This window comes from Agromyces excoecariae (genome assembly GCF_051715505.1).
In the GTDB taxonomy this organism is placed as follows: Bacteria; Actinomycetota; Actinomycetes; order Actinomycetales; family Microbacteriaceae; genus Agromyces.
Genome location: NZ_JBPSLA010000001.1, coordinates 425,685 through 440,181 on the forward strand (window position 1 = coordinate 425,685; position 14,497 = coordinate 440,181).

A 14,497-nucleotide genomic window follows, 5' to 3' on the forward strand; every position below is an offset into this window, starting at 1 on the left:
CGCCATGGACTTCGGAGTCGTCCTCCAGACCAACCCGCCCGCCTCGCGGGCGGTCCACCTCGCCAAGCTCGCGGAGCAGTTCGGGTTCAGCCACGTCTGGACCTTCGACTCGCACCTGCTCTGGGAGGAGCCGTACGTCATCCACTCGCAGATCCTCGCCGAGACGCGACGCGTGACCGTCGGCCCGTTCGTGACCAATCCGGCCACGCGCGACTGGACCGTCACCGCCTCGACGTTCGCGACGCTCAACGAGATGTACGGCAACCGCACCGTCTGCGGCATCGGCCGCGGCGACTCGGCCGTCCGTGTCACCAACGGCAAGCCGGTCACCATGCGCGAGCTGCGCGAGTCGATCCACGTCATCCGCGAGCTCGCGAACTCGCGGGCCGTCGAGTACAAGGGCTCGACGCTGCGCTTCCCCTGGTCCACGGGCTCCGAGCTCGAGGTCTGGGTCGCGGCGTACGGCCCGATGGCCCTGAAGCTGACGGGCGAGGTCGGCGACGGCTTCATCCTGCAGCTCGCCGACGTCGACATCGCGGCGTGGATGATCAAGACCGTGCGGGATGCCGCCGAGGCCGTCGGCCGCGACCCGATGTCGATCAAGTTCTGCGTGGCCGCGCCCTTCTACATCGGCGAGGACCGCGCGCACATGATCGAGCAGTCCCGCTGGTTCGGCGGCATGGTCGGCAACCACGTCGCCGACATCGTGGCCAAGTACGGCGAGCACGGCAGCGTGCCCGACGCGCTCACCGAGTACATCCGCGGTCGCGAGGGCTACGACTACAACACGCACGGCAAGGCCGACAACGACCACGTCGACTTCGTGCCCGACGAGATCGTCGAGCGCTTCTGCGTGCTCGGCACCGCCGAGGAGCACATCGAGAAGCTGAAGCAGCTCGCCGAGCTCGGCGTCGACCAGTTCGCCGGCTACCTCCAGCACGACAACAAGGAGGAGACCATGCGGGTGTACGGCGAGACCGTGATCCCCGCCATGACCGAGCACCTCACGGCGAAGGCATGACGACGACCGCGGCAACGCCCCGGGCCAGGCGCGCGCACCGCTGGCGCGCCGTGGTCTGGGGCGTCGTCGGCGTCCTCGCGCTCGCCGCGCTGTGGGAGCTGTACAAGCTCGTCGGACCCGCGGACGGATGGCTGGTCGGCGCGCAGGAGGGCGTCACGGGCAGCGGCATCCGCCTGCTCCCGCGCACGAGCGACCAGGCGATGCCGCACACCTGGGAGATGGTCGCGAGGGTCATCGAACCGGTGACGCGCGCGCAGGGCGCGCTGCCGCTCGGTGTCGTGGTCCTCCTCGCCGCGCTCACGAGCCTCGGGGTCGCGGCGCTCGGATGGCTCGTGGGCGTCGTCGTGGGCTTCGCGCTCGCGCTCCTCATGCTCGGCTTCCGGATCGCGGAACGCGCCGTGCTCCCGTTCGTGATCCTCAGCCAGACGGTGCCGCTCATCGCGCTCGCACCGCTCATCCGGAACTGGGGCTCGCGCCTGGAGTTCGGCACGTTCTCGTGGGAGAGCTGGATGTCGGTCGTCATCATCGCGAGCTACCTCGCGTTCTTCCCGGTCGCGGTCGGCGCCCTGCGGGGTCTGCAGTCGCCGGATGCCGCGCACCTCGACCTCATGCGCAGCTATGCGGCGGGGTGGTGGACCACGCTGTTCCGCCTGCGGCTGCCCGCGAGCGTGCCGTTCCTGATCCCGGCGCTGCGCCTCGCCGCGGCGAACGCCGTCGTCGGCACCGTGGTCGCCGAGATCTCCGTCGGCTTCACCGGCGGAATCGGCCGACTGATCCTCGAGACCGCGGTCGCCGCATCGAGCGACCCGGCGAAGCCCTGGGCGCCGATCCTCGGCGCGGTGCTGCTCGGCCTCGTCGCCGCCGGCTTCGTCGCCCTCCTCGCCGCCTTCCTCAGCCCGTTCCGCCGACAGGAGACCGTCGCATGAGCAGCCCGACCCCGAGCACGCCCGCCCCCGGACCGACGCCGCCCGCCGTCGCCGGCACCGCCACGGCGGACGCGACCGAGGCGGCGGTCGTCGCACGCGGCGTCGAGCGCGTCTTCGCGGGCGCCAAGGGTGCCGAGGTCACCGCGCTCACGGGCATCGAGCTCACCGTGCACGCCGGCGAGTTCGTCTCGCTCATCGGGCCCTCGGGGTGCGGCAAGTCGACGCTGCTCCGCCTCATCGCCGACCTCGACGAGCCGACGGCCGGCGAGATCCGGGTCTTCGGCAAGACCGCCAGGCAGGCCCGTATCGACCAGTCGTACGGCATCGCGTTCCAGCAGGCCGGGCTCCTGCCCTGGCGCACGGTGGCCGCGAACATCGAGTTGCCGCTGCAACTGCACGGGGCGGATGCCGCGACCCGCCGCGCACGCGTGGCCGAGCTGCTCGAGCTCGTGGGCCTCGCCGACTTCGCGAAGCACTACCCCGACCAGCTCTCGGGCGGCATGCAGCAGCGCGTCGCGATCGCGCGGTCGCTCGCCGAGCAGCCCAGGCTGCTGCTCATGGACGAGCCGTTCGGCGCGCTCGACGAGATGACGCGCGAGCGCATGCAGACCGAGCTCCTCCGCATCCGTGCCGAGACCGGTGCCGCCGTCGTGTTCGTGACCCACTCGATCCCCGAGGCCGTGTACCTCTCCGATCGCGTCGTGGTCATGTCGCCGCGGCCGGGCCGGATCACCGACGCGATCGACGTGCGCCTCGGCGACGCGGCGGACCGCGGCGAGGACCTCCGCGAGGACGCCGCGTTCTTCGCCGGCGTCACCGCCGTGCGCGAGGCGCTCCACGGCCCGACGGCCGCGCCGGCCGCCGGCGCCGCGAGGGGGGTGGACGTGCGATGACGAGCGCAGCGCCCGAGCGCGTCGAGAGCCCGCCGCCGCCCGCGGCGGACCCGGCGATCGCGATGCCCGGGCTCGCGGCATCCGCCCCGCCCCGTCGTCGCCGGTCGGGTGTCGACGGTCCGCTCGCGCGCTTCGCGAAGCTCGTGCTGCCGCCGATCGCGCTGTTCGTCGTGCTCGTGCTGCTCGTCGAGCTCGTCGTCGTCTCCGCCGGCATCCCGCCGTTCGTGCTCGCCAGCCCCTCCGCGATCCTCGACCAGCTCGTGCAGTACGCCCCCCAGGTGCTCGCGGCGACGCTCGCGACCGGCATGAACGCGCTCATCGGCCTCGTGATCGGGGCGGTCCTCGGCGTGCTGCTCGCCATCGCGGCATCCGTCGGCAGGCCCGTCGACGGCATGCTCGCACCCGTGGTCGCCGCCGTCGCGGTCGTGCCCATCGTCGCCCTCGCGCCGGTGTTCTACACGATGTTCGGCTCGACCTCCGAGGTCGCGCGGATCCTCATCGCCTCGATCGCCGCGTTCGTGCCCGTCTTCCTCAACACGCTGCGCGGCCTCCGCCAGGTGCGGCCCGTGCACCGCGACCTCATGCGCTCCTACGCCGCGACCCCGTCGCAGCTCACGCGGCTCGTCACCATCCCGTCGGCGCTGCCCCACTTCTTCACGGGCCTGCGCATCGCCTCGTCGCTCGCCGTGATCTCGGCGCTCGTCGCCGAGTACTTCGGCGGCCCACGGCAGGGCCTCGGCTCCGCGATCACGACCGCCGCGGCGTCGAGCGCGTACGCCCGCGCGTGGGCGTTCGTCATCGGCGCGATCCTGCTCGGCCTGTTCTTCTTCGTCCTCACCAGCCTGATCGAGAGGATCGCCTCCCGCCACCGATGACCCGGGCCCCGGCCCCGAACCCGGGAACCCGCCAGCGCCTCGCCGGCCGACGCCGTCCGGCACCAGCCACCGGCCCAGCCGGTCGGATCCCGCACCACGAGCACCACCACCAAGAGAGGAATGCACATGAAGCGCAACCGGATCCTCGCGGGCGCGGCGGCAGCAGCCGCGACCGCGCTCGTGCTCGCCGGCTGCTCCGGCGGGAGCAGCGACTCGGGCGACGGCGGCGACACCGCCGACGGCGAGCTCACGCCCGTGACCCTGCAGCTGCAGTGGCTCACGCAGGCCCAGTTCGGCGGCTACTACCTGGCCGAGGCGAACGGCTACTGGGAGGACCTCGGCCTCGACGTCGAGATCATCCCGGGCGCCGTCGACATCGTCCCCCAGGACGTGCTCGCCGCCGGCGACGTCGACTTCGCGATCGCGTGGGTGCCGAAGGCGCTCGCCTCGATCGAGGCCGGCGCGAACATCACGAACATCGCGCAGGTCTTCGAGCGCAGCGGCACGCTGCAGGTCGCTTGGGCCGACAGCGGCATCGAGGGGCCGGAGGACCTCTCGGGCAAGCAGATCGGCAGCTGGGGCTTCGGCAACGAATGGGAGCTCTTCGCGGGGCTCACCGAGGTCGACGCTTCGGGCTACACGATCGTGCAGCAGAACTTCGACATGAACGCGCTGCTCAACAAGGAGATCGACGCCGCGCAGGCGATGACCTACAACGAGTACGCGCAGCTGCTCGAGGCCGTGAACCCCGAGACGGGCGAGCTCTACCAGCCCGAGGACTTCTCGGTCATCGACTGGAACGAGGTCGGCACGGCCATGCTCCAGGACGCCATCTGGGCGAACTCGGAGCGCCTCGAGTCCGACCCGGAGTACGCCGAGACCGCGGTCAAGCTCATCCAGGGCGCGATCCTCGGCTGGATCGACCAGCGCGACGACCCGCAGGCCGCCGCCGACGCGGTCACGGCCGCCGGTTCGACGCTCGGCACGAGCCACCAGCTCTGGATGGCCAACGAGATCAACAAGCTCATCTGGCCCTCGAAGAGCGGCATCGGCCACATCAACGAGGACCAGTGGGACGCCACGGTCGAGATGGCCCTCATGACGAAGAACCAGGACGGCGCGCAGGTCATCACGACCGACCCGCCGGACGGCTCGTACACCAACGAGTACGTTGACCAGGCCCTCGAGAACCTGAAGGCCGACGGCGTCGACGTGATGGGCGAGTCGTACGAGCCCGTCGAGGTCACCCTCACCGAGGGCGGCAACTAGCAGACGGATGCCGCGGGGCCGGCCCGCACGGCGGGCCCCGCGGCATCCACCCCACGAAAGGCGACGACGCTGATGACCGAGAACCTCACCGCCGACCTCGACGCGCTCGCGCGCGAGCTCGACGCCGGACACGTCTTCCACTCCTGGTCGGCGCAGGGGAGTCCCCCGCAGCTGGTGATCGCGAGCGGGCGCGGCACGAAGGTCTGGGACCACTCGGGCCGCGAGTACCTCGACTTCTCCAGCCAGCTCGTCAACGTCAACATCGGCCACCAGCACCCGGCCGTCGTCTCGGCGATCCGCGAGCAGGCCGAGCTCCTCGCGACGATCGGCCCGCCCACCGTCAACCTCGCCCGCGGCGAGGCCGCGAAGCGCATCACCGACCGCGCGCCCGAGGGCATGTCGAAGGTGTTCTTCACCAACGGCGGGGCCGACGCGAACGAGAACGCGATCCGGATGGCGCGGCTGCACACCGGCCGCGACAAGGTGCTCTCGACGTACCGGTCGTATCACGGCAACACCGGCGCCGCGATCGTGTCGACCGGCGACTGGCGCCGCATCCCGAACGAGTTCGCGCGCGGGCACGTCCACTTCTTCGGGCCGTTCCTGTACCGCTCCGAGTTCTGGGCGACGACGCCCGAGGAGGAGTCGGAGCGCGCCCTCCGGCACCTGCGGCGCGTGATCGAGGCCGAGGGCCCGACGACGATCGCGGCCGTCCTCCTCGAGACCGTGCCCGGCACGGCCGGCGTGCTCGTGCCGCCGCCCGGATACCTCGCGGGCGTGCGCGAGCTCTGCGACCGGCACGGCATCATGCTGATCCTCGACGAGGTCATGTGCGGATTCGGCCGGAGCGGGCGCTGGTTCGCGTTCGACGGCTACGACGTGCGCCCCGACCTGATCAGCTTCGCCAAGGGCGTCAACTCGGGCTACGTGCCCGTGGGCGGTGTCGTCATCTCCGACGAGATCGCCGCCGACTTCGACGAGAAGGTCTTCCCCGGCGGCCTCACCTACTCGGGGCATCCGCTCGCGATGGCCTCGATCGTCGGGGCGCTCGATGCGATGGAGTCCGAGGGCATCGTCGACCACGCGCGGCGAGTCGGCGCCGAGGCCATCGCGCCCGCGCTCACCGAGCTGGCCGACAAGCACGCCGTCATCGGCGAGGTGCGCGGCGAGGGCGTCTTCTGGGCGCTCGACCTCGTCGCGGACCCCGAGACGCGCGAGCCGCTGCCCGCCGCCGAGGTGGGCCGCATCAAGGGCGCGCTCGTCGAACGCGGGCTGCTGCCGTTCGTCGCCGAGAACCGCATCCACGTCGTGCCGCCGTGCGTCGTCACGGCCGAGGAGGTCGAGCAGGCCACCGCGATCTACGACGAGGTGCTCGGCACCGTCGACGTCTGAGACGGATGCCGCGGCATCCGTCCGGGGTGCCGCGGCACCCACCACCCTGCGAACACGACCCGGACACTCGATTCGGAAGGAACGAGACCATGACCGACACCCAGACCGCCCCCAGCGCCGAGGGCACCGCGACCGCCGAGCTGGTGGAGCACTGGATCGACGGCGCTCCCGCGTCCGGCGCCTCGGAGCGCACCGGACCCGTCTACAACCCCGCGCACGGCATCGAGCAGCGCCGCGTGCGGTTCGCCTCCGCCGATGACGTGGATGTCGCGGTCGAGGCCGCCGCCCGCGCGTTCCCCGCGTGGCGGGACGCCTCGATCGCCAAGCGGCAGCAGGTCATGTTCCGCTTCCGCGAGCTGCTCGCGTCGCGGACCGACGAGCTCGCCGCGATCCTCACCAGCGAGCACGGCAAGGTGACCGCCGACGCGCTCGGCGAGATCGCCCGCGGACTCGAGGTCGTCGAGCTCGCGTGCGCGATGCCCGCCTACACGAAGGGCGAGTACTCGGAGAACGTCTCGACCGGCATCGACGTCTACTCGCTGCGGCAGCCGCTCGGCGTCGTGGGCATCATCAGCCCGTTCAACTTCCCCGCCATGGTGCCGCTGTGGTTCTTCCCGCTCGCGATCGCCACGGGCAACACGGTCGTGCTGAAGCCGTCGGAGAAGGACCCGTCGGCCTCGGTGTGGCTCGCGCGGCTCTTCCAGGAGGCCGGGCTGCCCGACGGCGTGTTCAACGTGGTGCACGGCGACAAGGTCGCGGTCGATGCGCTGCTCGAGCACCCGACCGTGCGGTCGATCTCGTTCGTCGGCTCGACCCCGATCGCGCGGTACATCTACGCGACCGCGACGGCGAACGGCAAGCGCGTCCAGGCGCTCGGCGGCGCGAAGAACCACATGCTCGTGCTGCCCGACGCCGACCTCGACCTCGCGGCCGACGCGGCGGTGAATGCCGGATTCGGCTCGGCCGGCGAGCGGTGCATGGCGATCTCGGCGGTCGTCGCGGTCGACTCGATCGCCGACGAGCTCGTTGCGAAGATCAGCGAGCGGATGTCGCGGCTCGTCACCGGCGACGGCACCCGGGGCTGCGACATGGGCCCGCTCATCACGCGCGAGCACCGCGACAAGGTGGCCGGATACCTCGACGTGGCCGGTGAGGACGGGGCATCCGTCGTCGTCGACGGCCGCGACCCCGAGGTGGACGGCGAGCCCGACGGGTTCTGGATGGGCCCGACGCTCATCGACCGCGTGCCGACGTCGTCGGCGGTGTACCGCGACGAGATCTTCGGCCCGGTGCTCTCGGTCGTGCGCGTCGACGGCTACGAGGACGGCGTCGAGCTGATCAACGCGTCGCGCTACGGCAACGGCACCGCGATCTTCACCAACGACGGCGGCGCCGCGCGGCGCTTCCAGCGCGAGGTGACGGTCGGCATGATCGGCATCAACGTTCCGATTCCCGTGCCCGTCGCGTACCACTCGTTCGGCGGATGGAAGGACTCGCTCTTCGGCGACGCGAAGGCCTACGGCCCCCGCGGCTTCGACTTCTTCACGCAGGAGAAGGCGATCACCTCGCGCTGGCTCGACCCGAGCCACGGCGGGCTGAACCTGGGGTTCCCGCAGCACGACTGAACCCCGCGGGGACCGCCGGCCCCCCGACCAGCCGGCCCCCCGCCGGCTCGTCAGGGGGCGGAGCGTCGTCCTAGGCGCCCGTCGTCGGCGCCGGGGCCGCCTCGGCCGCCTCGGTCGCCGGTGCCGGCTGCCGTCGACCGCGGTCGAGGCCGAGCCCGAGGCCGGCCGCGAGTGCGACCCCGAAGATCAGGAGTGCGTTCGCGCCGTGCGCCGCCCCGGCCGCCGGCGACGACCAGCCGCTGAAGCCGAGGAGCACCTGGACGAGGACGAGGACGAGGAGCGCGGCGGCCATCCAGATCGCGCGCCCGTTCCGCGTGAAGAAGGAGAGGACCAGCAGGACCAATGCGATGACCGGGAGGATCATCGCGCCCACCATGGCGTGGATGCCGATGCCGGCGCCCTCCGGGATCGCGTCCTGGGACAGGCTCGCGTCGATCACGCCGCCGGCGTCGATGTACGAGAACATGCCGGAGACCGCGAACACGATCGCCGCGGCCTGCACCGCGACGAGCGCAGCGATGATCCACGCGAACACGCGGTAGGTGGTCTTCATGGGGTCCCCCAGACGCCCTGGACGCCTCCGAGGGCGACCGGGCGGCCGTGGCGGATGACGTCGTCGTTGTGTGTGTTGCAGGTCAGGCTAGGGCGCCCCCGCTCCGGCCCGACAGCGCGTTCACCTCAGATCCGGTTCCGGATTCGCACAGTCGCATCGGAGGCCGTCCGGACGTCGCGCGCGCCCGGGTTGCGCCATCATGGGAGTGCCATGGGTACGCGCTCGCCGGGGGGCGGCGCGCCGAGCCCCGACGTGCGGGAGCAGGCGCGTCGCACCGAGTCGCGCCGAGTCGCCGCCCCGCACTGGCCGTGGGCGCTCCTGGTCGTCGCGTCCGCATGCTGGCTCGTCGAGCTGGTGCTCGTGCTCGTCGTCGGCGAATTCGGCGAGCTGCCATGGCTCGCCGCGTCGGCGGCGACCCTGGTCGCGGCCATGGTCGTGATGGCGCGGCGGCCGAGGCATCCGCTCGCCCCCTGGTTCACGCTCCTCTCGCTGAGCGGCGTCAGCGCGCTCGCCGGCGTGGGCATCGCCGCGATGCTGCAGGCGGAGGCGGCACCGGCCGGGCTCGCACTGGTGAACCTCGTCTCGCAGCTGGCCGTGGTGGTCGCGGCGATCGGCGCGGCTCATGTCGTCGGGCTGTTCCCCGACGGTTCGGCGACGCCCGGCGAACGCGGGACGGTGACCTCGACCTGGGCGCTGGCCGCGGTCCCGCCGATCCTCTTCCTGCTCTCGCCCACGATCACCATCCCCTTCTACTACGATGCGCCGGGCATCCCCAGCCCGTTCGCGCTGCCGTTCGCGGGGATCGACCCGGCGGTCGGCTCGGCCGTCGGGGACCTCCTGGGCCTGATCCCGGTGGCGATCGGCGCCGTCGTCCTGATCGTCCGATACGCGCGGGCGACGCCATCGCAGCGGCAGCCGATGCGGTGGATGTTCGTGCCGATCGCCTGCCTGCTGATCGCCGCGGCGACCCAGCTGCTCATCGGGTCCGGCGAACCCCGGTGGCTGATCTCGGTGCTGTGGATCTCGACCGGGATCGTCTTCGCCGTGTCGATCGCCCTGGGCCTGCTGCAGCCGGCCCGCCTGAACCCCGACCGCGTGATCAGGGGCACGCTGATGTACGGGCTCCTCTGGGTCGTGATCGCGGCGGCGTACGTGCTCGCGGGCTCGGTGGTCGGCGCGGCGGCGGGCACGCTGCTCCCGCTCGGTTGGGCCGTCGCGCTCGCGATGGTCGCCGCGGTGGCGTTCCAGCCCCTGCGCACGCGAATCGAGCGACTGGCCGATCGTCGCGTCTTCGGCGCCAGGGCGGACCCGTCCCAGCTCGTCGTCGGGCTCGGCCAGACGCTCGCGGGGACCTACGACCTCGATGCCCTGCTGCCGCGGATCGCGGCCACCCTCGAGGAGGGGATGGGGCTGACCTGGGCGCGCGTGCGCCTCGAACCCGCCGATGCCGACGATGCGGCGCGCGAGGGCACCGATCCGGACGGGGCGGAGGCCGACCCCGGCCCGCCCGTGCTCGTGGTCCCGATCGAGGTCGACGGCGAGCGGGTGGGTCGCATCGAGTGCGGCCCCAAGTCGACGGGCCTGCTCTCGTCGTCCGACACCGAGGTCATCGCCACCTTCGCCGGGCAGGCCGGGCTCGCCGTGCGCAACGTCCGGATGGCGCAGCAGCTCGCCGAGCAGGCGCGGCTGCTGACCGAGTCACGCGCCCGCCTGGTGCGCGCGCAGGAGGCCGAACGGCGACGCATCGAGCGCAACATCCACGACGGCGTGCAGCAGGACCTCACGGCGCTCATCGGGTTGGCCGGGCAGGCGCGCCAGGCGCACGATCGCGACACCGGCGACGTGGACGAGGACCTCGACGCGATCCAGCAGGGCCTGCGCAGGGTGCTCGCCGACGTGCGGGACCTCGCGCAGGGCATCCATCCGGCGGTGCTCAGCGATCGCGGCCTGCTCGCTGCGGTCGAGGCGCTCGCCGCGCGGCATCCGGTTCCCGTCACCGTCCGGGCCGACGCGCGGCTCCGCGACCGACGACTCGCCGAGGACCTCGAGGGTGCCGGGTACTTCGTGGTCGCCGAGGCGCTCACGAACAGCCTGAAGCACGCCTCGGCGCAGCACATCGACGTCGCGCTCTCGCTGGACGGGGCGGCTCTCGCCATCCGCGTCCATGACGACGGTGTCGGCATCGGGGCGGTGCATCCGCTCGGGAACGGCCTGGCCGGGCTCGCCGCACGGGTCGCGGCGGTGGGCGGCAGGCTCGACGTGTCGGGCTCCGCCGGCGCGGGGACGACCGTGACGGCCGACTTCTCGCCGCCCACGGCGGCCGGTGCGCGATGAGCACGCTGCGCGTCGTCATCGCCGACGACCACTACCTGGTCCGCGAGGGGGTGCGTCGAGCGCTGGCATCGAGCGGCGCGATCGAGGTCGTCGCCGCGGTCGGTTCGGCCGATGAGCTCGAGCTCGTGGTCGATCGCGAGGTCCCCGACGCCGTGGTGACCGACATCCGGATGCCTCCCGGCAACACGACCGACGGCATCGACGCGACGCACCGGATCCGCGAGCGCCACCCCGGGGTCGGCGTCGTCGTGCTGTCGCAGTACAACGACGCGACCTACGCGATGGAGCTGCTGCGCGACGGCGTCGCGGGACTGGCGTACCTGCTGAAGGAACGGATCGGGGATCCCGCTGCGCTCGTGGGTGCCGTGGAGGCGGTCGCCGCGGGCGGATCGCGCATCGACCCCGACGTGGTCGCCGCGCTCGTCCGCGGCGCGCCTGACGACTCGTCGCCGCTCGGCACCCTCACCGACCGCGAACGGGAGGTGCTCGCGCAGATGGCGGAGGGACGCACCAACGCGGGGATCGCCGAGCAGCTGCACCTCTCCGAGTCGTCGATCGAGAAGTACGCGTCGAGCCTGTTCGCCAAGCTCGAGCTGAACGACGAGCCGTTCGTGCACCGCCGGGTGGCGGCCGTGCTCGCGTACCTGCACGGGCAGGGCATGGCTCGACCGCTCGACGACGACCACGCCTGAGCGGGTCGGGTCGGCGGCGTGGCCGCACTCAGGGGCGCTCGGGCGCGGGCGGGCGCGCCCACTGGACGTCAGCGAGCCGCGAAGGCGGCGATCGCGCGCCGTGCGTCGGGGGTCTCGATCGCCGCGCCGATGGTCGCGGCCTCGTCGTCGAGCGACGCCTGGAACGAGCGAGTCCGGCCGGCGTGCACCAGCCGCTTCGCCTGGCCGAACGCGTGCGTCGCGCCGGCGAGCCATCCGTCGGCGATCGCGCGAACGCGGGGGTCGAGCGCCTCTGGCGCGACGACCTCGGCCACCAGGCCCCAGTCGAGCGCCTCCTCGGCCGATAGCGTGCGCGACGTGAGCGTGAGCTCGAGCGCGCGGCGTACTCCGACCGCCTCGGGCAGGAGCGTCGACACGCCGCAGTCGGGAGTGAGCCCGACGTCGCTGTATCGGCTCGCGAACGTCGCCCGCTCGGATGCGACGATCACGTCGGCGACCAGCATGAAGCCGAGGCCGCCGCCCGCGACGGGGCCCTGCACCGCCGCGACGATCGGCTTCGTGCTCTCGCGCAGCACCCGGTGCCCGTCGTGGATGCGGTCGGCGAGACGGCGGACCACGTCGGCGGGTCGGTCGCCGCCGGTGCCCGATGAGGCGAGCTCCGACATCGCCACGACGTCGCCGCCCGCGCAGAACGCTCGGCCCGCGGCGTCGAAGAGCACGGCGCCGACGTCGTCGCGCCCGGCGATCTCATGCGCCAGGTCCTGCCACCGGGCGATCGCCTCGGGATCGACCGCGTTGAGCCGGGTCGGTCGGTTCAGCGTCACGTGCGCGAGGCCGTCGCGCACGTCGAACAGGATCACGTCGTCGGGCATGATCGGATGCTACCCGGCCGGCTGGTGGCGGGTCGGGTGCGGCAGGCGCGGTCGGCCGGATGCGTCGGCCACGATCACACGCCGAAGTTGGCGCTGGGCGCGACCATCCTCGCGATCGCGCCATCATCCGTGTAGCTGACGATCATCACCCCGAAGTCGAGCGGCGTGCTCGGGGTGCTGGTCGGCAGCGGCACGATGCCGACGCGGTCGACGACGACCGTGCGCCCCGTGGTCGGATCCGTGTACGGCACGCCGGCCTCGACGCCGATGGTCAGGCTGGCGGCCGGATCGCCCACCGCGACTCCCGACGCCGACCCGATGCCCGGTGCGGTCGACACGGGGAGCGGTCCCGCATCGGGTCCCTCGACGAACACCGTGTGGTTGGGGATGTCCGGGACCCGGCCGGGCGTGTCCGTGTCGCTGAGTCGGAGGCCGCCCCAGACGTGATCGGTACCGGGCGGGGTCTCCAGCCCACCGGGATTCGGCGTCGCGACGGGTTCGCCGAGGTACGTCGTGAGGCCCGACACCACGTCGGCGGTCGGCTGGAAGTAGTCGAAGCTCACGATGATCCCTCCAGCGGTGTCGAGCACCGCGATCGACTCCGCGGTGATGGCGACCAGCGCCGGGGTGGGCTCGGCCGCCTCGGTCGTCGGCGGCGGGCTCGACGTCGATGCGGACGGGGGTGTCACCGAGGCAGCCGGCGCGGTGCATCCGGCGAGGGCCGAGGTGGCGGCGAGGAGCAGGACAGCGGTGATCAGGCGTCGTCGCATCATGGCCGCACCGTAGTGTCCCGTCGGCCCGCGCTCGTCAGGGGAGGCACTGAACACGCCGACCCGCGGCCTCGTCAGTCGTCGTTCGCTCCGCCGCCGCGCGCCGGATGGTGGTACGAGTGCTCGAGTCGTGCGGCCCGGTCGACGAGGACCTCGAGCACCGTCCGGACGGCGAGTCGCTCCGCGACATCCGGCCGAACGAGCGCGAAGATCTGGCGGACCGACGTGACGCCGCGCAGGGGCTTCAGCACGATGCCCTCGGGCACCGCGCCCGAGGTGTACCGCGGCACGAAGGCGATGCCCAGGCCCGCCGCGATGAACGCCTCGACGATGCGCATGTCGCTGAAGCGCTGGCTCACATCGACGCGCCGGCCGCCGGCCTGCTCGATCGCGTGCAGGATCCGCTCGAAGGGGAAGCCCGGCGGCACGCCGAGCCAGGCCTCATCGACGAGGTCGGCCGGCGTCACGTGCGCGCGCCCCGCGAGCCGGTGGTCGGCCGGGAGGCCGATGTCGAGCGGCTCGGTGAGGAGTGGGAGCGCGCGGAGGCCGCGACCGCCCCACGGGAGCTCGCCCGGCATCGTGTGCGCGAGCACGATGTCGTACTCGTTGGTCAGCTCGGGGAACTCCGCCAGCTCGGGGTCGAGGTCGGTCGCCCGCACCACGAGGCCGGCGACCGAGCGGAGGTCGGTAAGCACCTGCGGAAGGAGCGTCGCGCCGACGGTGGGGAAGGTCAGCAGCGTGACCTCGCCGCTCGGGTGGTTGCGGAACTGATCCCACAGCGCCGAGGCGCGCTCGAGGGCCACGGCGACCTCGGCCGCGCTGCGCGCGAGCGCGTGCCCCGCGCTCGTCAAGACGACCCCGCGCCCGCTGCGCTCGGTGAGCGGCATGCCGGCCTCGCGCTCGAGCACCTTCAGCTGCTGGGACACCGCGGAGGGCGTGCGGCCGGTGGCGTCGGCGACGGCGGTCACGCTGCCGCGTTCGGCGAGTTCGCGGAGCAGGTCGAGGCGGCGTACATCCATGTAGTGATGCTACATGGTTAGTGAAGTTTCGTAAGATTGTGCTGAACGGTTTCGAGGTGCACAATAGATGATGTCGGACACGTGCAAGGGCGCACCGAGTCGCCCGACATTCCAACGAACTCTCGAAAGGAACCACCGTGTTCACCGTCTTCGCCATGCTCGCCGTCGCCTCGATCGCCGGCATCGTCAGCTCCATCGTCGTCACCGCGCGCGACGGCTACCGTCGCCAGCCGCGCGAGACCTTCGCGCGCACCGTCTAGGTCGCGCGTCGCGGAGC

Annotated in this window: 14 protein-coding genes; 10 read left to right on the forward strand and 4 right to left on the reverse strand. The window is 72.4% G+C overall.

Annotation, left to right across the window (positions count from 1 at the left end; translation table 11 throughout):
- Positions 1–4: 4 nt before the first annotated feature.
- The 7 genes from ACSJD1_RS01980 (at position 5) to ACSJD1_RS02010 (ending at position 8,001) form a co-directional block, all read left to right on the forward strand.
- A complete protein-coding gene (locus tag ACSJD1_RS01980) occupies positions 5–1,021 on the forward strand; it encodes a TIGR03842 family LLM class F420-dependent oxidoreductase (protein ID WP_353814566.1) in 1,017 nt (338 codons plus the stop codon).
- Entirely contained in the window at positions 1,018–1,947 is a 930-nt protein-coding gene (locus ACSJD1_RS01985; protein ID WP_353814567.1) for an ABC transporter permease, read from the forward strand. The genes ACSJD1_RS01980 and ACSJD1_RS01985 overlap by 4 nt, the downstream gene beginning before the upstream one ends.
- Positions 1,944–2,840, forward strand: a complete 897-nt coding sequence (locus ACSJD1_RS01990) for an ABC transporter ATP-binding protein (protein WP_438853636.1) — start codon at positions 1,944–1,946, stop codon at positions 2,838–2,840. Before ACSJD1_RS01985 ends, ACSJD1_RS01990 begins: the two co-directional genes overlap by 4 nt.
- Positions 2,837–3,715: an ABC transporter permease gene (locus tag ACSJD1_RS01995; RefSeq protein ID WP_438853637.1), complete on the forward strand. Its 879-nt coding sequence runs from the start codon at positions 2,837–2,839 to the stop codon at positions 3,713–3,715. The genes ACSJD1_RS01990 and ACSJD1_RS01995 overlap by 4 nt, the downstream gene beginning before the upstream one ends.
- Positions 3,716–3,841: 126 nt before the next feature.
- Positions 3,842–4,984 (forward strand): ABC transporter substrate-binding protein, encoded by a 1,143-nt coding sequence (locus ACSJD1_RS02000; RefSeq protein WP_438853638.1) that lies wholly within the window; start codon positions 3,842–3,844, stop codon positions 4,982–4,984.
- Positions 4,985–5,056: 72 nt separating this feature from the next.
- On the forward strand, positions 5,057–6,376 hold the full coding sequence (locus tag ACSJD1_RS02005; RefSeq protein ID WP_438853639.1) for an aspartate aminotransferase family protein: 1,320 nt from the start codon (positions 5,057–5,059) through the stop codon (positions 6,374–6,376).
- A gap of 89 nt (positions 6,377–6,465) precedes the next feature.
- On the forward strand, positions 6,466–8,001 hold the full coding sequence (locus ACSJD1_RS02010; RefSeq protein WP_438853640.1) for a CoA-acylating methylmalonate-semialdehyde dehydrogenase: 1,536 nt from the start codon (positions 6,466–6,468) through the stop codon (positions 7,999–8,001).
- A gap of 70 nt (positions 8,002–8,071) precedes the next feature.
- Here ACSJD1_RS02010 and ACSJD1_RS02015 read toward each other — a convergent pair whose 3' ends face one another.
- A complete protein-coding gene (locus ACSJD1_RS02015; RefSeq protein ID WP_438853641.1) occupies positions 8,072–8,554 on the reverse strand; it encodes a hypothetical protein in 483 nt (160 codons plus the stop codon).
- 210 nt (positions 8,555–8,764) lie between these two features.
- Here ACSJD1_RS02015 and ACSJD1_RS02020 point away from each other — a divergent pair, with 210 nt between their 5' ends.
- A complete protein-coding gene (locus ACSJD1_RS02020; RefSeq protein WP_438853642.1) occupies positions 8,765–10,888 on the forward strand; it encodes a sensor histidine kinase in 2,124 nt (707 codons plus the stop codon).
- Positions 10,885–11,580 (forward strand): response regulator transcription factor, encoded by a 696-nt coding sequence (locus tag ACSJD1_RS02025; protein WP_438853643.1) that lies wholly within the window; start codon positions 10,885–10,887, stop codon positions 11,578–11,580. The genes ACSJD1_RS02020 and ACSJD1_RS02025 overlap by 4 nt, the downstream gene beginning before the upstream one ends.
- 68 nt (positions 11,581–11,648) lie before the next feature.
- Here the strand turns inward: ACSJD1_RS02025 and ACSJD1_RS02030 are convergent, their stop codons facing one another.
- From ACSJD1_RS02030 to ACSJD1_RS02040, 3 genes are all read right to left on the reverse strand, one after another.
- Complete coding sequence (locus ACSJD1_RS02030) at positions 11,649–12,431, reverse strand: enoyl-CoA hydratase/isomerase family protein (protein ID WP_438853644.1); 783 nt, start codon at positions 12,429–12,431, stop codon at positions 11,649–11,651.
- Positions 12,432–12,505: 74 nt separating this feature from the next.
- Positions 12,506–13,204 (reverse strand): hypothetical protein, encoded by a 699-nt coding sequence (locus ACSJD1_RS02035; RefSeq protein ID WP_438853645.1) that lies wholly within the window; start codon positions 13,202–13,204, stop codon positions 12,506–12,508.
- Positions 13,205–13,275: 71 nt separating this feature from the next.
- Positions 13,276–14,220, reverse strand: a complete 945-nt coding sequence (locus tag ACSJD1_RS02040) for a LysR family transcriptional regulator (protein ID WP_438853646.1) — start codon at positions 14,218–14,220, stop codon at positions 13,276–13,278.
- Positions 14,221–14,357: 137 nt separating this feature from the next.
- Here ACSJD1_RS02040 and ACSJD1_RS02045 point away from each other — a divergent pair, with 137 nt between their 5' ends.
- Positions 14,358–14,480, forward strand: coding sequence for a hypothetical protein (locus ACSJD1_RS02045; protein ID WP_438853647.1), 123 nt, complete (start codon positions 14,358–14,360; stop codon positions 14,478–14,480).
- Positions 14,481–14,497 lie beyond the last annotated feature (17 nt).